Origin of the sequence: Paraburkholderia dilworthii (assembly GCF_000472525.1) — a bacterium.
In the GTDB taxonomy this organism is placed as follows: Bacteria; Pseudomonadota; Gammaproteobacteria; order Burkholderiales; family Burkholderiaceae; genus Paraburkholderia; species Paraburkholderia dilworthii.
On sequence record NZ_AWZT01000009.1, the window covers coordinates 25,327 to 45,048 of the forward strand.

General features: G+C 61.2%; 17 protein-coding genes and 1 tRNA gene. 16 read left to right on the forward strand and 2 right to left on the reverse strand.

What is annotated here, in order from left to right:
• The first annotated feature begins 172 nt into the window (after positions 1–172).
• The 3 genes from F759_RS0110705 (at position 173) to F759_RS0110715 (ending at position 4,876) form a co-directional block, all read left to right on the forward strand.
• Entirely contained in the window at positions 173–2,146 is a 1,974-nt protein-coding gene (locus F759_RS0110705) for an MFS transporter (RefSeq protein WP_051377207.1), read from the forward strand.
• A 102-nt stretch (positions 2,147–2,248) separates the two neighbouring features.
• Positions 2,249–3,349 (forward strand): chorismate synthase, encoded by a 1,101-nt coding sequence (gene aroC, locus F759_RS0110710; protein WP_027799845.1) that lies wholly within the window; start codon positions 2,249–2,251, stop codon positions 3,347–3,349.
• Between the two features lie 51 nt (positions 3,350–3,400).
• Positions 3,401–4,876, forward strand: coding sequence for a tetratricopeptide repeat protein (locus F759_RS0110715; RefSeq protein ID WP_027799846.1), 1,476 nt, complete (start codon positions 3,401–3,403; stop codon positions 4,874–4,876).
• 56 nt (positions 4,877–4,932) lie between these two features.
• Here F759_RS0110715 and F759_RS0110720 read toward each other — a convergent pair whose 3' ends face one another.
• Positions 4,933–6,606, reverse strand: a complete 1,674-nt coding sequence (locus tag F759_RS0110720; protein WP_027799847.1) for an electron transfer flavoprotein-ubiquinone oxidoreductase — start codon at positions 6,604–6,606, stop codon at positions 4,933–4,935.
• 187 nt (positions 6,607–6,793) lie between these two features.
• On the opposite strand from F759_RS0110720, the gene F759_RS0110725 reads away from it, so the two are divergent.
• Positions 6,794–7,570, forward strand: a complete 777-nt coding sequence (locus tag F759_RS0110725) for an SDR family oxidoreductase (RefSeq protein WP_027799848.1) — start codon at positions 6,794–6,796, stop codon at positions 7,568–7,570.
• Positions 7,571–7,964: 394 nt separating this feature from the next.
• The gene (locus F759_RS0110730) at positions 7,965–8,408 is read left to right on the forward strand and encodes an acyl-CoA thioesterase (RefSeq protein WP_027799849.1); all 444 of its coding nucleotides are present in this window, start codon (positions 7,965–7,967) and stop codon (positions 8,406–8,408) included.
• Positions 8,409–8,564: 156 nt separating this feature from the next.
• Here the strand turns inward: F759_RS0110730 and F759_RS0110735 are convergent, their stop codons facing one another.
• Entirely contained in the window at positions 8,565–9,110 is a 546-nt protein-coding gene (locus tag F759_RS0110735; protein WP_027799850.1) for a LuxR C-terminal-related transcriptional regulator, read from the reverse strand.
• Positions 9,111–9,356: 246 nt separating this feature from the next.
• Here F759_RS0110735 and F759_RS0110740 point away from each other — a divergent pair, with 246 nt between their 5' ends.
• The 11 genes from F759_RS0110740 (at position 9,357) to pheS (ending at position 19,577) form a co-directional block, all read left to right on the forward strand.
• Positions 9,357–10,061: a CoA transferase subunit A gene (locus F759_RS0110740; protein ID WP_020069521.1), complete on the forward strand. Its 705-nt coding sequence runs from the start codon at positions 9,357–9,359 to the stop codon at positions 10,059–10,061.
• Between the two features lie 2 nt (positions 10,062–10,063).
• Positions 10,064–10,705: a CoA transferase subunit B gene (locus tag F759_RS0110745; protein WP_027799851.1), complete on the forward strand. Its 642-nt coding sequence runs from the start codon at positions 10,064–10,066 to the stop codon at positions 10,703–10,705.
• Between the two features lie 256 nt (positions 10,706–10,961).
• On the forward strand, positions 10,962–11,873 hold the full coding sequence (locus tag F759_RS0110750; protein WP_027799852.1) for an alpha/beta fold hydrolase: 912 nt from the start codon (positions 10,962–10,964) through the stop codon (positions 11,871–11,873).
• An 83-nt stretch (positions 11,874–11,956) separates the two neighbouring features.
• Positions 11,957–12,310: a RidA family protein gene (locus tag F759_RS0110755; protein ID WP_027799853.1), complete on the forward strand. Its 354-nt coding sequence runs from the start codon at positions 11,957–11,959 to the stop codon at positions 12,308–12,310.
• Positions 12,311–12,379: 69 nt separating this feature from the next.
• The gene (locus F759_RS0110760; RefSeq protein WP_027799854.1) at positions 12,380–14,623 is read left to right on the forward strand and encodes a RelA/SpoT family protein; all 2,244 of its coding nucleotides are present in this window, start codon (positions 12,380–12,382) and stop codon (positions 14,621–14,623) included.
• A 138-nt stretch (positions 14,624–14,761) separates the two neighbouring features.
• A tRNA-Val gene (locus tag F759_RS0110765) sits at positions 14,762–14,838 on the forward strand.
• A 253-nt stretch (positions 14,839–15,091) separates the two neighbouring features.
• Positions 15,092–16,999 carry a threonine--tRNA ligase gene (thrS, locus tag F759_RS0110770; RefSeq protein WP_027799855.1) on the forward strand — a complete coding sequence of 636 codons (1,908 nt, stop codon included), beginning with the start codon at positions 15,092–15,094 and terminating at the stop codon, positions 16,997–16,999.
• A 49-nt stretch (positions 17,000–17,048) separates the two neighbouring features.
• Positions 17,049–17,573: a translation initiation factor IF-3 gene (infC, locus tag F759_RS0110775; protein ID WP_081435533.1), complete on the forward strand. Its 525-nt coding sequence runs from the start codon at positions 17,049–17,051 to the stop codon at positions 17,571–17,573.
• Between the two features lie 245 nt (positions 17,574–17,818).
• Positions 17,819–18,016: a 50S ribosomal protein L35 gene (gene rpmI, locus F759_RS0110780; protein ID WP_006052501.1), complete on the forward strand. Its 198-nt coding sequence runs from the start codon at positions 17,819–17,821 to the stop codon at positions 18,014–18,016.
• Positions 18,017–18,045: 29 nt separating this feature from the next.
• Positions 18,046–18,405 (forward strand): 50S ribosomal protein L20, encoded by a 360-nt coding sequence (gene rplT, locus F759_RS0110785; RefSeq protein WP_006052502.1) that lies wholly within the window; start codon positions 18,046–18,048, stop codon positions 18,403–18,405.
• A gap of 158 nt (positions 18,406–18,563) precedes the next feature.
• The gene (gene pheS / locus F759_RS0110790; RefSeq protein ID WP_027799856.1) at positions 18,564–19,577 is read left to right on the forward strand and encodes a phenylalanine--tRNA ligase subunit alpha; all 1,014 of its coding nucleotides are present in this window, start codon (positions 18,564–18,566) and stop codon (positions 19,575–19,577) included.
• The last annotated feature ends 145 nt before the right edge of the window (positions 19,578–19,722 follow it).

Here is a 19,722-nt window from a genome sequence, read left to right on the forward strand (position 1 = left end):
CTCATGCGGATCACTCAGGCGGCCGCGGTGCTCGGGCGCGGCAGCGGGACGAGACATCGAGTGAAGGCGTGCGCGAGAGCGCGCGCTTTTTTTGTGCCCGCCGCCGTGGCTTCTCATGCGGCTCCCGGGGCGCCTCGTTTGCGCCTGCCACCCAATCCGTTCATCGAACTTCATGAGTCACAGCCCGTTGCCCCCGACACCCCCTACGCCCCCCTCGCATCCATTGCCCGCCGCCCGCCGTGCGGCGCGCCAGCATGGCGAGCACGAATCGCAATTCAAGCTGCTCAGCCAGCGCCGCTTTGCGCCGTTTTTCTGGACGCAATTCCTGGGCGCCATGAACGACAACGTCTTCAAGATCGGTTTCACGTCGCTCGTCACGTTTCAGGCCGCGCGCTTTTCGGGCGTCGATGCGAAAACCGCGGCGTTCCTGATCTCGGCCATCTTCATCCTGCCTTTCGTGCTGCTGTCGGCCACTTCCGGACAGATCGCCGACAAGTACGACAAGGCAATGCTCACGCGTTTCGTAAAGAGCTTCGAAATCGCCGTCATGCTGATTGGCGGCGCGGGGTTCCTGCTGCATAGCGCGCCGCTGCTGTACCTGTGCACGTTTCTGATGGGCGTCCATTCGACCGTGTTCGGGCCGGTCAAGTATTCGTACCTGCCGCAACATCTGTCGAGGCAGGAGCTGGTTGGCGGCAATGGCATGGTCGAGATGGGCACCTTCGTCGCGATTCTGGTCGGCACGATTGTCGGCGGCGCGAGCGCGGGTTTCGCCGAACATGGCGCGCTGCTGCTGGCTTGTGCTTGCGTCGCGATTGCGCTCGTGGGGCGTGTCGTGTCCAGCTTCGTGCCGGTGACGGCGGCGCCGCAGCCGGATTTGCGCATCAACTGGAATCCGGTCAGCGAGACGTGGCGCAACCTCAAGCTCGCGCGCGAAAACCGCACGGTGTTTTTGAGCCTGCTTGGCATATCCTGGCTGTGGTTCGTGGGCGCGACGTTTCTGTCGTCGTTTTTCAGCTTCGCGAAAGACGTGCTGTCGGCTAATCCCGATGTCGTGACCGTCCTGCTAGGGACCTTCTCGGTCGGTATCGGCCTTGGCTCGCTGCTGTGCGAGAAGCTGTCCAAGCGGCGTATCGAGATCGGTCTCGTGCCGCTCGGTTCCATCGGCATGAGCGTCTTTGCTATCGACCTGTTTTTCGCAAGTCATGCGTTGCCGCCGGCGGGCCACTTGTTGAGCGTCGGCGAGTTTCTCGCGCGCGTCGCGCATTGGCGCGTGCTCGCCGATCTTTTCCTGCTTGCGATGTTCGGCGGTTTCTACAGCGTGCCGCTCTATGCGTTGATCCAGAGCCGCAGCCAGCCGAGCCACCGGGCGCGCATCATCGCGGCGAACAATATTCTCAATTCGCTGTTCATGATCGTCTCGGCGCTGATGGCGGTCGGCCTGACCGCGGCGGGCTTCAGTATTCCGGCTATTTTTCTCGTGACCGCGCTGCTCAATATCGTGGTGGCGACCTACATCTATTCGCTCGTGCCCGAGTTCCTGCTGCGCTTTATCGCGTGGGTGCTGGTGCACACGTTTTACCGGATTCGCCTCGTTCATGCCGAGCGGATTCCCGAAGAAGGCGCGGCCGTGCTGGTGTGCAATCACGTGAGCTTCGTCGATGCGGTCGTCATCATGGCGGAGAGTCCACGGCCTATTCGCTTCGTCATGGATCATGAGATCTTCAGGACGCCGTTTGCGGGCTGGGTGTTTCGTCACGCGAAGGCTATCCCGATAGCACCCGCGCATCAGGACGCGCAACTGCTGACGCGCGCTTACGAGCGTTGCGCGGACGCGCTCGCCGAGGGCGAACTGGTGTGCATCTTTCCCGAGGGCAAGCTCACGCGAACCGGCGACATGAATCCGTTTCGCCACGGTGTTATGGAAATCATCCGGCGCGCGCCCGCGCCGGTCATTCCAATGGCGCTGCGTGGCCTGTGGGGCAGCGTCTTTTCGCGCGCCAACGATGCCCGCTGGCCGCGGCCGGTGCAAAAGGGCGTGATGAGCCGGCTGACTCTCGCGGTAGGCGAGCCCATCGAGCCGGCGCTCGCGACGCCCGAACTGCTCCAGCAGATTGTCACGGACCTGCGCGGGGCACGGAAGTAGGGATGACCTTGTCCTGAAGTCATAAGCCGGCGCACGGCGCTGCCTCGGGCTCCACGGGGCTGGCATAATAGCGTCTCCCCCGCATTCCTTTGGACGACGCTCATGTCCGGCAACACGCTCGGTACGCTTTTTACTGTCACGACCTTCGGCGAATCGCACGGGCCGGCCATCGGCTGTGTGATCGACGGCTGCCCGCCGGGCATGGCGCTCAACGAAGCGGACATCCAGCTGGAGCTCGACCGCCGCAAGCCGGGCACGTCGCGCCACGTCACTCAGCGTCAGGAAGAAGACAAGGTCGAGATTCTGTCGGGCGTGTTCGAGGGCGAGACTACGGGGGCGCCGATTGCGCTTCTGATTCGCAACACGGACCAGCGCAGCAAGGACTACGGCAATATCGCCGACACCTTCCGTCCGGGCCACGCCGACTACACCTACTGGCAAAAGTACGGCATTCGCGACTATCGCGGCGGCGGCCGATCGTCGGCGCGTTTGACGGCGCCTACGGTGGCGGCCGGCGCGGTCGCGAAGAAATGGCTGCGCGAGAAATTCGGCACCGAAATTCGTGGCTACATGGCCGCGCTCGGCGAGATCGGCGTGCCGTTCGTCGATTGGGCGCATGTGCGCGAGAACCCCTTCTTCGTGCCTAACGCCGATATCGTGCCGCAACTCGAAGCCTATATGGACGCGCTGCGCAAGGACGGCGACTCGATCGGCGCGCGCATCAACGTGGTGGCTTCGGGTGTGCCGGTCGGCCTTGGCGAGCCGCTGTTCGACCGGCTGGACGCCGATATCGCTCATGCCATGATGGGGATCAACGCGGTGAAGGGCGTGGAAGTCGGCGCCGGGTTTGCAAGCGTCGCGCAGCGTGGTTCGGTGCATGGCGACGAACTCACGCCCGAGGGCTTCGTCGGCAATCACGCGGGCGGTGTGCTCGGCGGCATTTCGACCGGGCAAGACATTACGGTGTCGATCGCCATCAAGCCGACTTCGAGCATCCGCACGCCGCGCCGCTCTATCGACAAGGCGGGGCAGCCGGCGATCGTCGAGACGTTTGGACGGCATGACCCGTGCGTCGGCATTCGCGCCACGCCGATCGCGGAATCCATGCTCGCGCTCGTGCTGATCGACCACGCGTTGCGCCACCGTGCGCAATGTGGCGACGTCTCAGTGAGTACGCCGAAGATCGCGGCGAGCGCGCCGTAACGAGCGCCGTTAGCGCATGTTCAATCGCACTGCGCGGGCGGCGCTTTTCGCATGCATTCTCTCTTAACACAGCCGGCGGACAACGTTCTGCCGGCCTTGCGGGCACGCGCCGCGACGCCGCACGCCACCGCGCGCGACTGTCTCGCTTTGGGTCAGACGCTGCTGCAACACGCGGGCGGCGATAAAGCGCTGCAACGCGAAGCGCTCGTGGCCCTCGTGCGCGCATACCAGCTTGATCCCTCCTGTGAGCCGACGCTAGTCCACACTATTGCGCAGACGGCATTCGTCGTGCGTGACTGGGAACTTGTCGAATCCGCCACGGGACTGCTGCTCGCCCAAAATCCCGCCGATGCAAACGCATTGATCTGGCGCGCGGCCGCCGTGCAACATCGCGACGACTTTACAACCGCAGAGGCTCTGCTGCGTGAGGCGGTGCGTATCGTGCCGGGCAATCCGGTCGCGCTTCACAAGCTGGCGTTATGCATCAAGGAGCAGGCGCGCTTCGCGGAAGCCGAAGCGTTGCTCGCGCAGGTGCTTGCGTTGTCGCCGAATAATCCGCATGCATTGTTCGATCTCTCCGAACTCGAAATTCGCAGCGGGCGTTTCGCCGAGGGTTGGGCGCACTACGAGTCGCGCATTGCGTTCGCCGGCGATCTGAACAACGCGCAGCAGGCGCTCGCGGCAATCAGCGCGCCTTGGCAAGGCGAGTCGCTGGCGGGCAAGACGCTTGTCGTGTACGGCGAGCAAGGCAACGGCGATTGCCTGTGGGCCGTGCGCTTTCTGCCGTTGCTCGCCGAGCGTGCGCGGCGCGAGGGCGGCCAGGTGATTTTCGGTCACGATGGGCCGCTGCGACATCTGTTCGAACGGACGCTGCCTGCGGACCTGCGGCTAGAAACAAGCCTCGAAACGCAGCCTGATTTTCATTGCGGTCTGATGAGCTTGCCGCTGCGTCTGGGCATTTTCGATGCGGCCGTTTGGGGCGCGCCCTATCTGAGCGCCGATCCGCAACATATGCAGTCCTGGGAGCGGCGGGTGCACGCCTGGGTCGACGGCAAATCCGGCAATTGCAAAGTGGGCCTCGTGTGGAACGGCAATCCAGAGCATATCCGCGATACGCGGCGCTCGGTGCCGATCGGGCAACTTGAGCCGTTATTGAATATGCCGGGCGTGACGTATTTTGCGTTGTCGCCGGGACGTGGGGAGACGGTCGCGCAATGGCGTGCAAAAGGCTTCGACATCGTCGATCCCACTCATGATTTTCAATTGGGATTCGACGATGTAGCCGCGCTGCTGGCGAATCTCGATCTGATGGTCACGATCGACAGCGGGCCGGCTCATCTCGCCGGCGCGCTCGGCGTACCGACCTGCCTCATGATCGATCACGTATCGGCATGGTTCTGGGGCGGCGAGTCGCCGGTTACGCCCTGGTACGACTCGATCGAACTGTTCCGGCAACCCGCGGCGGGTGTCTGGGCCCCGGTCGTGGCGCGGGTGCGCGCGCGCATCGAAGAAATGGCGCACGGCTGAGTGGTGCCCTTCGCAAAGCAGACGTCGTCCGTACGCGTTGCGAAGGTGGGGCTCCGTTACATGTTCGGATAGTTTGGCCCGCCGCCGCCTTCAGGCGTCACCCACACGATGTTCTGCGTCGGGTCCTTGATGTCGCAGGTCTTGCAGTGCACGCAGTTCTGCGCGTTGATCACGAGGCGTTCGCTGCCGTCGTCGTTTTTCACGAACTCATAAACGGCCGCCGGGCAGTAACGCGACTCCGGACCCGCATACGTCTGCCAGTTCACGTTCACGGGCACCGTGGGGTCTTTGAGCGTCAAGTGAGCCGGCTGATTCTCTTCGTGATTCGTGTTCGAGATGAACACCGAAGACAACCGGTCGAACGTCAGCTTGCCGTCCGGCTTCGGATATTCAATCGGCTTGCACTGCGAAGCGGGCTTCAGCATTTCATGATCGGAATGCTGGTGATGCAGCGTCCACGGCACATTACCGCCGAGCACTTTCTGTTCGATGCCGACCATCAACGTGCCCAGATACAGGCCCTTGCTCATCCACTGCTTGAAATTGCGGGCCCTGTAGAGCTCCGTGTGCAGCCATGACGTCTTGAACGACTCGGGATAGGCGGTGAGCTCGTCGCTGGTGCGGCCTGCCTGTACGGCTTCAAAAGCGGCGTCGGCGGCGAGCATGCCGGTCTTGATCGCCGCATGCGAGCCCTTGATGCGCGAGGCGTTGAGGAAGCCCGCGTCATCGCCGACCAGTGCGCCGCCGGGGAACACCAGCTTGGGCAACGACATCAGGCCGCCCGCGGTGATCGCCCGCGCGCCATAAGACACGCGCTTGCCGCCTTCCAGAAAATGGCGGATCGCCGGATGGGTCTTGTAGCGCTGGAATTCCTCGAACGGCGACAGATAGGGATTCGTGTAGCCGAGGCCGACCACAAAACCGACCACCACCTGGTTGTTATCCATGTGATAGAGGAACGAGCCGCCGTAGGTGTCCGTCTGCAACGGCCAGCCGGCCGTGTGGATCACGAGCCCCGGCTTGTGTTTCGACGGATCGATCTCCCATAACTCCTTGATACCGATGCCGTACACCTGCGGATCGACACCGTCGCGCAGCCTGAACTTGTCGTTCAGCTGCCGCCCGAGATGTCCGCGCGCGCCTTCGCAGAAAAGCGTGTACTTCGCGTGCAGTTCCATGCCGAGCTGGAAGTTTTCGGTCGGCTGACCGTCCTTGCCGATGCCGAGGTTGCCGGTCGCGACGCCCTTCACCGAGCCGTCATCGTTGTACAGCACTTCAGCGGCGGGAAAGCCGGGAAAGATTTCGACGCCCAGCGCTTCCGCCTGCTGGCCCAGCCAGCGCGTGACATTCGCGAGGCTGATCACGTAGTTGCCGTGGTTCTTGAAGTTGTCCGGCAGCGCCCAGTTCGGCACCGCCTTCGCTGTGTTCTCCGACAGAAACAGGAAGCGGTCCTCGGTCACTTCGACGTCCAGAGGCGCGCCTTTTTCCTTCCAGTCGGGAATCAGTTCATTCAACGCGCGCGGATCCATCACCGCGCCCGAGAGGATGTGCGCCCCGATCTCCGAGCCCTTTTCCAGCACGCACACGCCAAGCTCGACGCCCTTGTCGGCCGCCAGCTGCTTGAGGCGGATCGCCGCGGACAGGCCAGCCGGGCCGCCGCCGACGATCACGACGTCGTATTCCATCGATTCGCGCGGGCCGTACTGCTCAATGAGACTTGCGGGGGTCATTGATGCTCCTCTTACCGTTAGAATGCTTTTTTCGGGATCGTATTGTGGGCGATGGGCTCTTGCACCGCAACCCGATCAGCAGAGATTAGCACGAGCGTTCTATTTCTGTGATACGGTATTGACCCGGACACGGGTCGGGCCGCGACTGACAACCGCATTCGTAACTACAACCGAACAAGGAACGACAATGGGCCGTTCGATCAATCTGGAAGGGAAAGTCGCGCTCATCACCGGCGCCTCGAGCGGGTTGGGAAAGCGCTTTGCTCAGGTGTTGTCGCAGGCGGGCGCCAAGGTCGTGCTGGCGAGCCGGCGAACCGAGCGTCTGAAGGAACTGCGCGCCGAAATCGAGGCGTCGGGCGGCGCGGCGCACGTGGTGTCGCTCGACGTGACCGATTATCAGAGCATCAAGTCGGCGGTTGCGCACGCGGAAACCGAGGCTGGCACCATCGACATTCTGGTCAACAACTCGGGCGTGTCCACCACGCAGAAGCTGTCGGAAGTCACACCCGCCGACTTCGAATATGTGTTCGATACCAACACCCGCGGTGCATTCTTCGTCGCGCAGGAAGTGGCCAAGCGCATGATCATGCGCGGCAACAATGCGCAGAAGCCGTCGTACCGCATCATCAATATCGCGTCGATGGCGGGCTTGCGCGTGCTGCCGCAAATTGGCCTTTATTCGATGAGCAAGGCGGCCGTCGTCCATATGACGAAAGCTATGGCGCTCGAATGGGGCAAGCACGGCATCAACGTGAACGCGATCTGCCCGGGCTATATCGACACTGAGATTAACCATCATCACTGGTCGACTGAGCAGGGGCAAAAGCTCGTGTCGATGCTGCCGCGCCATCGCGTCGGCAAGCCCGACGACCTGGACGGACTCCTGCTGTTGTTGGCGGCGGACGAATCGCAGTTCATCAACGGCTCGGTGATCGCCGCCGACGACGGCTTCGGCCTCGCCTGAGCGCCGTGTTGCCTGCAATTTCGCGCGCGATTTGACGTGCGATTCGCGTGCGATGTGACGTGCGATTTGACGTGCGATTCGCGTGCGATGTGACGTGCGATGTGACGTGCGATTCGCGTGCGATGTGACGTGCGATGTGACGTGCGATGTGGTGGGCGATTTTGCGCGTAATTTCGCATGCGACCCTCCGGTGCGACTTTGCGCGCGGCCCGGCGGGCATCGTCTCCGCGCGCAGCCAACGCGCGCAGCCAATTGACTCAGTTTCGAAGAAGCTGTTTTACGCGCGCGGGCCTTCTGCCAATAAAAGGTCTGCGCTAAGGTGCTCGCATCGACCTGGTTTCGTCGCGTTTAAACTTGGATTCAATCCTCAAGAAGTAAGAAGAGCAGAAGCACAATGAGCGATTTTCACGCAGTTTTCGAGATGTCGATGCCGATCCGTTGGGGCGACATGGACGCCTTCGGCCATGTGAATAACACGGTCTATTTCCGCTACATGGAGCAGGTGCGTATTTCCTGGTTCGAGCAGCTCGGCTTTGCCGGCAGCAATGCAGACGGGCAGGGGCCGGTGATCGTGAATGCGTCGATGGAGTTTCTCAAGCAACTGCATTATCCCGGCGACGTGATCGGCCGCATGAGTGTCGCGACGCCTGGCCGCAGCAGTTTCGACACCGCATTCGAACTCGTGCGCGCGGACGATCCGAGCACCGTTTATGCGCGCGGCGCCGCCCGCTGCGTGTGGATTGACTATGCGGCCGGCAAGTCGGTGCCGGTTCCTGACGTATTGCGCGCGACAATCGAGCGCGCCGCGCTGGTGAAAGCCGCTGAGCCGGCCGCGTAGGCTTGCGATCAATTGCGGCGTGGCTTTGCGGCCTGTGACGTCGCCGCTTTGCTTCCGAGTCTCCCTTAACGCCTCGACCTCGCGGCCTCGCTTCACCGTTTCACCTCATAGCCTGACTTCGCACAAAGCGGCGTCGCGCGTCGCTGCTGCGTCGGGTCAATGCCCGAGCAAACGCTGCAGCAATTCGGTCGCGTTGCCCGTATCGTATTTGCGCATCAGCCGCGCGCGATAGACGTCGACCGTGCGCGGGCTGATGTCCAGCGCGCGCCCGATCTGCTTGCTGGTCTTTCCCGTCACGAGTTGCGCGGCGATTTCGCGTTCGCGGGGCGTCAACTCGACAGCCACGCGGCGCGTCGCGCTCAAATCCTCGAAAGTCCACACGCCCGCCGCGTGCGGGTCGGCGCGCCGCTGCGCGCGGCCTGTCACGTGGCACCAGAACAACTCGCCGTTGGCGCGCTTCATGATGCGGTCGTCGGCATAGCTGCCTTGCGCGGTCATGATCGGCGGAATCCGTGCGCCGATCCGCTCGAATTCATCCGCCGATGGGTACAGAATCTGGAACGACTGCCCGAGCAGCGCCTCGCGCGGGCAGCCGAAGATCGACGCAAGTTCGTCATTGCAGTCTTCGATAATGCGCTCACGTGACAGCACGAGCCCGATCGGTGCGAGATGGAAAGCGGTTTGGTAATCCAGTGCGGGCATGGGCTGGCGGCAAGTACTTATGTATTTTTGCGTATTGTGCCGTATAGCGCACGCAGCGTACCCTTTCGGGCACACAGAACGCGGCGAAGCGTCGAAGCGTCTGTGACGGCGTTTGCGCGAAGCTTCATGCTGGCTGAACGCACGGCATCGTCCGGATGACTAGAATGACGTGTCGGGCCGTGCCCGGGCGCGTCGCACCCGCCGCAATAACCGGTTTCGGGTTTCCATAAAGGAAGGGACATACTGATGAACAAAGTCTATCCAGGCGCCGCCGAGGCGCTGAAAGACATCGTCAAGGACGGGCAGACGTTTGCCGTCGGCGGCTTCGGGCTATGCGGCATTCCCGAAGCGCTGATCGCGGCGCTGCGTGACACCAAGGTGCAAAACATCACCTGTATCAGCAACAACGCGGGTGTCGACGGGTTCGGCCTCGGTCTGCTGCTCGAAACGCGCCAGATCAAGAAGATGATCTCGTCGTATGTCGGCGAGAACAAGGAGTTCGAGCGCCAGTATCTGGCCGGCGAACTCGAACTCGAATTCACGCCGCAAGGCACGCTTGCCGAAAAGCTGCGTGCGGGCGGCTCGGGCATCCCGGCGTTCTTCACGAACACCGGTTACGGCACGCTGATCGCCGAAGGCAAGGAAACGCGTCAGTTCGGCGAAAATCACTATGTGCTCGAACATTCGCTGACGGCGGATGTCGCGCTCGTCAAGGCGTGGAAGGCCGACAAGTCGGGCAACCTGATCTATCGCCGCACCGCGCGCAACTTCAATCCGATGTGCGCGATGGCCGGCAAGATCACCGTCGCGGAAGTGGAAGAAATCGTCGAGGTGGGCGAGCTCGATCCGGACGCGATTCATACGCCTGGCATCTTCGTTCAGCGCATCGTGCTCAATGCGCATCCGGAAAAACGCATCGAACAACGCGTCGTCCGCGCGAAAGGAGACTGATCATGGCATGGACTCGTGACCAAATGGCCGCGCGTGCGGCGAAGGAATTGCAGGACGGCTTCTACGTGAATCTCGGCATCGGGCTGCCGACGCTGGTGGCGAATCACGTGCCGCCGGGCGTCGAAGTGTGGCTGCAATCGGAAAACGGCCTGCTCGGCATCGGCCCGTCGCCGACCGAAGATGAAGTCGACGCCGACCTCATCAACGCGGGCAAGCAGACGGTGACCACGCTGCCGGGCTCGTCGATTTTCTCGTCGGCGGATTCGTTCGCGATGATTCGCGGCGGGCACATCAACCTCGCGATTCTCGGCGCCATGCAGATCAGCAAAAAGGGCGACCTCGCCAACTGGATGATCCCCGGCAAGATGATCAAGGGCATGGGCGGCGCAATGGATCTGGTGGCGGGCGTCAAACGCGTGGTCGTGCTGATGGAGCACGTGGCAAAGGGCGACCAGCACAAGATTCTCGAAGAATGCACGCTGCCGTTGACCGGCGTAGGCGTGGTGGATCAGATCATCACCGACCTCGGCGTGATCGAAGTTACGGATGCGGGGCTGAAAGTGACGGAACTGGCTCCGGGCGTGAGCGTCGACGAGATCAAGGCGAAGACGGGCGCGCCGCTCGATGTGAGCGCGGTGGGCTGAGTCGGGGTTGCAGGATTGGCCGCCCGCCAATGCATGCGCTAACGGGGGGCGCGGGAAAGCGGGCGAGGCGTGAGTCTCGCCCGCTTTTCTTTTGTGCCGGCGACGTTTTTCTGCGTCCGTCCTATATCGTCCGGCCGATCCTTGCCGCGCGGCAAAGCGGTTTACAATCGTCCGAAGCAATCATTTGAAAACTGGATGCATGCCGCTTCAGGGTAGAGCGCGGCCAAAATCCGCAGCGCTTTTGCAAGGACCACACATGACTGCAACAACAGCTTTCGACGGCGAGCGGCCCGCGCCGCGCCAACGTTATGTGCAGTGCGCGAGCGCCGTGGGTCTGCATCGCATTGCCTACACCGAATGGGGCGATCCGGACAATCCGCGCGTGCTGTTGTGCGTGCATGGCTTGACGCGCTCGGGTCGCGATTTCGACCGGCTGGCGGCGCAGTTCGCCGGTACTTACCGCGTCGTCTGTCCGGACGTGGTGGGCCGGGGCTTGTCATCGTGGCTCGCCAACCCAAACCTGTATAGCGTGCCGCAATATGTCGCCGACATGGTCACGCTCATCGCGCGGCTGAACGTGGAAACGGTCGACTGGTTCGGCACGTCAATGGGCGGCCTCATCGGGCTTGGCCTCGCGGGTCTCGCGGATACGCCGATCCGCAAGCTGTTGCTGAACGATGTTGGTCCGCATCTGGAGCCGGAGGCCGTCAAGCGTATCGGCGATTATCTCGGCAAGCCTGTGCGTTTCGACTCGCTGGGGCAGGGCATCGATCATGCGGCGTTTCTCGCGCGAACCTTCGGCCCGCTGACACTGGACGAATGGCGCGAAATCAATACGCCGCTGCTGCGCGAGGAGAACGGCACATGGTTGTTCCGCTACGATCCACGCATTGCTCAGCCCTTTGCCGCGACCACCGAAGAAACCGCGAAGCTGGGCGAGGCCGCACTATGGCATTCGCTCGCGTCATTCCAGGGGCCGGTGCTGGTAGTGAGAGGCGAGTTGTCCGATTTGCTATCGCGTGAAACGGTCGCGAAAATGGTCGAAACGGGGCGTGCGGTTTCGAGGGTCGAGATCAACGGTGTGGGGCACGCGCCGGCGTTTCTGTCTGCGGATCAGATCGATATTGCAAAGCGGTTCTTTATCGGCACTGGCGGCGACGCGTCATAATATGTAGTTGCGCGTGGCGTCATAGCGCGACATGCGAAGCGCATCTCCATTCAATCTTCTTTTACCCATTTTCAGGATTCTTCATGGCAGTCATTCGTCACCATGTCGGTAAGCGTCTTTCTGAAATTGCCGTGCACAACGGCACGGTTTACCTCGCCGGCCAGATCGCCGAAGACGCGGACCAGGACATCACAGGCCAGACGCGCGAAGTGCTCGGCCACATCGACCGTCTGCTCGGCGAAGCAAACAGCGACAAGTCGCATTTGCTGTCCGTGCAAATCTATATCTCGGACATGGTGCATTTCGCCGACATGAACGCCGTGTGGGACGAGTGGGTTGCGCAAGGCGCAACGCCGCCGCGCGCGACTGTCGAAGCGAAGCTCGCGAACCCGAAGTGCCTGGTCGAAATCGTCGTGGTCGCGGCGCAGCGCAGCTAAAGCGAAGCACGACCGAGCAGTCGTTGTTGAAATTCCGTTGATTTGCCTGGGCCCGGTGGGCCGCGCACCATGAATACCGAAATCGCTACGAGCACGCCGAATCCTCTTCCGTCTTTCGACGAAGCGATGGCGTTCGTGCGTCAGCATGCGGGCGAGGTGCGTCTGTCATCGGGCGAGTCTCTCGCGGATCACGCGGCGGGCACTGCGTCGATCATGCGTACGCTCAACGTCGATCCGCCGGCCGTGCTGGCTGCGGCGTTATTTGCATTGACGCCGCATTTGCAGGACCCCGAGCGCGTGATCGCCGACAACTTCGGCGAAGAAGTCGCGCAACTCGTCAGCGACGTGCGCAAGCTGCTGCGCCTCGGTACTGTGAGTTTGCGCGCCGCGCAGAACGCAATACCTGAAGCTGGGCGCGATGCGCAGGCCGCGCGCCGCGCGCAGGTCGAGGCGTTGCGCAAGATGTTGCTCGCGTTCGCGCAGGATATTCGCGTCGTGCTGATCCGGCTCGCGTCGCGGCTGCAATCGCTGCGTTATTACGCGGCGGCGAAGCTCACGCCGTCGCCCGACGTGGCGCGCGAAACGCTCGATATTTACGCACCGCTCGCTAACCGTCTTGGCATCTGGCAACTGAAGTGGGAACTCGAGGACCTCGCGTTTCGTTTCGAAGAGCCGGTGACTTATAAGCGCATCGCGAAGCTGCTGGATGAGAAGCGTGTCGAACGCGAAAGCTACGTCGCGCAGGCTATTGAACGCTTGCAGCAGGAACTCGCCGCCGCGAACATTCGCGCGGAAGTCAGCGGACGGCCGAAACATATCTATAGCATCTGGCGCAAGATGCGGGGCAAGGAGCTCGACTTCGCGGAACTGTACGATGTGCGCGCGTTTCGCGTAATCGTGCCGGACATCAAGGATTGCTACACCGTGCTCGGCATCGTGCACAACTTGTGGCAACCGGTGCCAAGAGAGTTCGACGATTACATCTCGCGGCCCAAGCCGAATGGCTATAAGTCGCTGCACACAGTCGTAATCGGTGACGACGGCCGCGCATTCGAAGTGCAGATCCGCACGCACGACATGCATCAGTTCGCCGAGTACGGCGTGGCCGCGCATTGGCGTTATAAAGAGGCTGGCACGCGCGGTTACGGCGGCCAGTTCGCCGCCAATGAGAAGTACGACGAGAAGATCGCGTGGTTGCGTCAATTGCTGGCGTGGAAAGACGACGTGTCGGAGGGCGAGCACGGCGACAAGCGCGCGGCGCAGCCGTGGGAGCAACTGCGCCAGGCTACGCTCGACGACGACCACATCTACGTGCTGACGCCTCAAGCGCGGGTGATCGCGCTGCCGCACGGCGCGACGCCGGTGGATTTCGCTTATCACCTGCACAGCGAGTTGGGGCATCGGTGCCGTGGCGCGCGCGTCGACGGTGCGATGGTGCCGCTGAACACGCAGTTGCAGAACGGCCAGACGGTGGAGATCGTCGCGGTGAAGGAAGGCGGGCCGTCGCGCGACTGGCTCAATCCCCAACTCGGGTATCTGCATAGCTCGCGTGCGCGTCAGAAAGTGCGCGCGTGGTTTAACGCGGTCGAGTTGCAGGAGCACATTGCGAACGGCCGCGCAATGGTTGAAAAGACCTTACAGCGCGAGGGCAAGACGTCGGTCAATCTCGATCAGCTTGCTGCCAAACTTGGCTTCAAGACGACCGACGATCTGTTCTCGGTCGTCGGCAAGGAAGAGTTCAGTTTGCGGCTCGTCGAGCAGGCGCTGCATGATGCGCCGCCGCCGGAGCCAGTGGTCGAAGTACCCGAGCAATTCGAGAAGCGCAGCAGTGGCGCGAGCGTGGCGCGCGGTGCGTCCACGGGCGTGCTGGTGGTCGGCGTCGACGCATTGCTGACGCAGCTTGCGCGCTGCTGCCGGCCGGCGCCGCCCGACGACATCTCCGGTTTCGTGACGCGCGGCAAAGGCATGTCGATTCACCGCAGCGATTGCCCGACGTTCCTGCGCATGGCGGAACGCGCGCCGGAACGCGTACTGCAAACGGCATGGTCCGCCGATGTGATGAGCGGTCGAGGGCAATCAGTTTATCCGGTTGATCTCTCGATAGAAGCCACGGACCGCCAAGGTTTGCTACGCGATATATCGGAAGTGTTCGCGCGGGAAAAAATGAATGTGATCGGTGTGAAGACGCAGACACGCCGCAATGCCGCGTTCATGCAGTTTACCGTCGAGGTTTCGAGTGCCGCGCAAATCCAGCGCGCTTGCACGCTGCTCGGCGAAGTGACGGGTGTCGTGCGAGCATCACGCAAAGGTTGATGCAGCGGTGCGTTGATGAGTTGATGCACTCATTCGCTCATGCAAAAGCGAGTGAGCGACGTGGCTAAGCGTAATTTAAAGTCGATGCATAAAAGTACTTGCCAAGCAGTGGGCGGCTCCATATAATCTCGTTTCTTCAGGCTCGTAGCTCAGCTGGTTAGAGCACCACCTTGACATGGTGGGGGTCGTTGGTTCGAGTCCAATCGAGCCTACCAACGAAAGAGAAATTCCGGCATTGCCGGGGTTTCGCAAACTGCAGTAAGCGCCTGTGGCGCAAAAGGCGAATACGGTTATGACACCGCGAACGTTGACCGAAACCACTTCGGAACGACGCTAGTCGAGGACCACTTTCGCCAGTGCAGTTTGCAGGAAATGTGAATGCGGCCCCTCGAAAGCGGGGCCGCATTTTTTTTGCACTTTTTGACCTGGTTGTATATGCCGCCGCCGGTCGGCACCACGGAGAACGCAATGGTTTCGATACGTCTGCCTGACGGTTCTGTTCGACAGTACGAGCATCCGGTGACCGTCGCCGAAGTGGCCGCGTCGATCGGCCCCGGCCTCGCGAAGGCCGCGCTCGGCGGCAAGATCGACGGTGAGCTGGTGGATACGTCCACGCTGATCGATCACGACGTGGCGCTTGCCATCGTCACCGAAAAAGACGCAGACGGTCTGGATATCATTCGCCACTCCACGGCGCACTTGCTCGCGTACGCGGTGAAGGACTTGTATCCCGAAGCGCAGGTCACGATCGGTCCGGTGATCGACAATGGCTTCTATTACGACTTCGCGTACAGCCGTCCCTTCACGCCCGAAGATCTCGAGAAGATCGAAAAGCGCATGCAGGAGCTTGCGAAGAAAGATGAGCCGGTCTCGCGCCGCGTGGTGTCGCGCGACGAAGCGGTGGGCTACTTCAAGAGCATCGGCGAGAAGTACAAGGCGGAGATCATCGAATCGATTCCCGCTACCGACGAGATCAAGCTGTATTCGCACGGCGGCTTCACCGATCTGTGCCGTGGTCCGCACGTGCCGTCCACGGGCAAGCTCAAGGTCTTCAAGCTGATGAAGCTAGCCGGCGCCTATTGGCGCGGCGATTCGAAGAACGAGCAGTTGCAGCGTATCTACGGTACGGCCTGGACGAAGAAGGAAGATCAGGACGCGTATCTGCACATGCTCGAAGAGGCGGAGAAGCGCGATCACCGCAAACTCGGCAAGCAACTCGATCTGTTCCACATGCAGGACGAGTCGCCGGGCATGGTGTTCTGGCATCCGCGCGGCTGGACGTTGTGGCAGCAGGTGGAGCAGTACATGCGCCGCCGTGTGAACGACGCCGGCTACCTCGAGATCAAGACGCCGATGATCATGGACCGTTCGCTGTGGGAAGCGTCGGGTCACTGGCAGAACTATCGTGAAAACATGTTCACGACGGAATCGGAAAAGCGCGATTACGCGATCAAGCCGATGAACTGCCCTGGTCACGTGCAGGTGTTCAACCACGGTTTGCGTTCGTATCGCGATCTGCCGCTGCGTTACGCGGAGTTCGGCTCGTGCCACCGCAACGAGTCGTCGGGCGCGCTGCATGGGTTGATGCGTGTGCGTGGTTTCGTGCAGGACGACGCACATATTTTCTGTACCGAAGAGCAGTTCATCAGCGAGTCGATTGCATTCAACACGCTGGCGATGAGCGTGTACCGCGATTTCGGTTTCGACAACGTCGACATCAAGCTGTCGCTGCGCCCCGACGCCCGTGCCGGCACGGACGAAACGTGGGACCGTGCGGAGCAGGGCCTGCGCGAAGCGTTGACGGCTTGCGGCGTGACGTGGGAAGAACTGGCGGGCGAGGGTGCGTTTTACGGCCCGAAGGTCGAATATCACATCAAGGACGCGCTCGGCCGCTCGTGGCAGTGCGGCACGTTGCAACTCGATATGGTGCTGCCGGAGCGTCTGGGCGCGGAGTACGTCGCGGAAGACAACAGCCGTCGCCGTCCGATCATGCTGCACCGGGCAATCGTCGGATCTATGGAGCGTTTTCTTGGTATTCTGATCGAGCACCACGCTGGTGCAATGCCTGCCTGGCTCGCGCCGATGCAGGTGGTGGTGATGAATATCGCCGAAAGTCAGGTCGAATACGCACAGTCTCTAGCCCAATCGTTGCAAAAACAAGGGGTTAGAGTAGAGGCCGATTTGCGCAACGAGAAGATTAGCTATAAAATACGCGAGCACACGCTTGAGAAGGTGCCGTACCTGCTTGTGGTCGGCGACAAGGAGCGTGAAGCCCAAACGGTAGCCGTGCGTGCCCGTGGTGGTGTCGACCTTGGCGTGATGCCTGTCGATTCCTTCATTGAGCGTCTGCGCCAGAACGTGCAGTCGTTCAACTGAGCCACTTGGCAGCCCGGCTCGTTTTTTTAATTTTTAGAGGAAACGTAACATCGCTACTGATAAGTCTGCGCACCGCATCAACGGTGAAATTACGGCACCCGAGGTGCGTCTGGTCGGAGTCGAGAACGAACCGCTCGGCATCGTGAAACTCGCTGATGCGTTCCGCATGTCGGAACAGCAAGACGTGGATCTGGTCGAAATCGCGCCGCAAGCGGTTCCGCCGGTTTGCCGCTTGATGGACTACGGCAAGTTCAAGTACTCGGAAGCGAAGAAGCAGCACGAGGCCAAGCTCAAGCAGAAGATCGTTCAGGTCAAGGAAGTTAAATTCCGTCCGGGCACTGACGACGGTGACTACAACGTCAAGCTGCGCAACCTCATTCGCTTCCTCGAAGACGGCGACAAGACGAAAATCACGTTGCGTTTCCGTGGCCGCGAAATGGCTCACCAGGAAATCGGTATGCGCATGCTCGAACGCCTGCGCACCGACCTCGACGAAGTCGGTCAGGTCGAGCAAATGCCGAAAATGGAAGGGCGCCAGATGATCATGGTGCTTGCTCCGAAGAAAAAGAAGTAAGCGGTCAGAGCGGCGACGCGCCATGTGGCGCGTGTTCTGGTTGTGAAAGGTTGGACGATGTCGCGCCGGGTGTCCGGGGCGGCATCAGCAGATTTCGGAGCGGCGCTTGTGCAAATGCGCGCCGTTCCGAAAAGCGGCTGCCGGCGGTATAGGCGGTCTGCATACCAAGTGGAATGGGTTTCGAAGGGCGGGTAATGGCCATCTGGCCGACCGCACACCCATGTCCATCTAATAATGGAGTTGTCATGCCGAAGATGAAGACCAAGAAGAGTGCTGCAAAGCGCTTCGTGGTGCGTCCGGGCGGTACCGTTAAGCGCGGTCAAGCCTTCAAGCGCCACATTCTTACCAAGAAAACCACCAAGAACAAACGCCATCTGCGCGGTTCGACGGCAGTTCATGATTCCGATCTGAACTCCGTGCGCGCAATGCTGCCGTTCGCCTAACCCTTAACCGAAACTCATAGGAGCGAAACATGCCTCGAGTAAAACGTGGGGTTACCGCACGGGCCCGTCACAAGAAGATCATCAAGCTGGCCAAGGGTTACCGCGGCCGTCGCAATAACGTCTATCGCATCGCCAAGCAGGCGGTCATGCGCGCAGGCCAGTACGCCTACCGCGATCGCCGCAACAAGAAGCGTGTGTTCCGTGCATTGTGGATCACGCGTATCAACGCGGCGGTGCGTCAGCACGACATGACGTACAGCGTGTTCATCAACGGCCTGAAGAAGGCTTCGATCGAACTCGACCGCAAGGTGCTGGCCGACATGGCTGTGTTCGACAAGGCTGCTTTTGCTGCGATCGTTCAGCAGGTGAAAGCCGCCGTTGCAGCCTGATTGCGCTTCTGGCAATTAACACTGCGTGGTTCGTTGCAGCGAATATCCGGTAGTCTCGGTGACGCTGCAACAAAAACGGGGCTCCTCACCGAGCCCCGTTTTTGTTGCTAGAACCAGTTTTGCTTCGATTGAACACTGACGTTGAAATGATGGGATCAATGGACCTGGACCAGATTGTCGCCGACGCGCAAAAAGCCTTCGCAGAAGCCTCCGACGTCACCACCCTCGAGAACGAGAAAGCACGCTTTCTCGGCAAATCGGGTGTGCTGACGGAACTGTTGAAGGGCCTCGGCAAACTCGATCCCGAAACGCGCAAGAGCGAAGGCGCACGGATCAACCTCGTCAAGCAACAGGTTGAAGTCGCCCTGACGGCGCGCCGCCAGGCGCTGGCCGACGCGTTGCTGAATCAGCGTCTCGCCGCCGAAGCGATCGACGTCACACTGCCAGGACGCGGCGCCCATGCAGGCAGCCTGCACCCGGTGATGCGCACGTGGGAGCGCGTGGAACAGATTTTTGGCAGCATTGGATTCGACGTGGCCGACGGCCCCGAAATCGAGACCGACTGGTACAACTTCACTTCGCTGAACAGCCCGGAAAATCATCCGGCGCGTTCAATGCAGGACACTTTCTACGTCGACGGCAAAGATGCCGACGGCCGTCAACTGCTGCTGCGCACGCATACGAGCCCGATGCAGGTGCGTTACGCGCGCACCAACACACCGCCGATCAAGGTGATCGTGCCGGGCCGCACCTACCGCGTGGACAGTGACGCGACTCACTCGCCGATGTTCAATCAGGTCGAAGGCCTGTGGATCGATGAGAACATCAGCTTCGCTGATCTGAAGGGTGTCTACACCGACTTCCTCAAAAAATTCTTCGAACGCGACGATATTCTCGTGCGTTTCCGTCCGTCGTATTTTCCGTTCACCGAACCGTCGGCTGAGATCGATATGCTGTTCGAAACGGGCAAGAACGCCGGCAAGTGGCTCGAAATTTCGGGCTCGGGCCAGGTCCACCCTACTGTGATCCGCAATATGGGCCTCGACCCGGAGCGCTACATTGGCTTCGCTTTTGGCAGTGGCCTCGAGCGGCTCACCATGTTGCGCTACGGCGTGCAAGACCTGCGTCTCTTCTTCGAAAACGATTTGCGTTTCCTGCGTCAATTCGCCTGAACGAGCGCGCATGGCACGACAAGCATAGAGCGCGGCAATGCACGCAGTGCATGCCGCCACAGCGTCCCGGCAGTGACTGGCAATGACTTGCGTTAACTCATGGCAACTGGCGATTTCCCCGAACACCGAGTTGCGCGAAGCATCT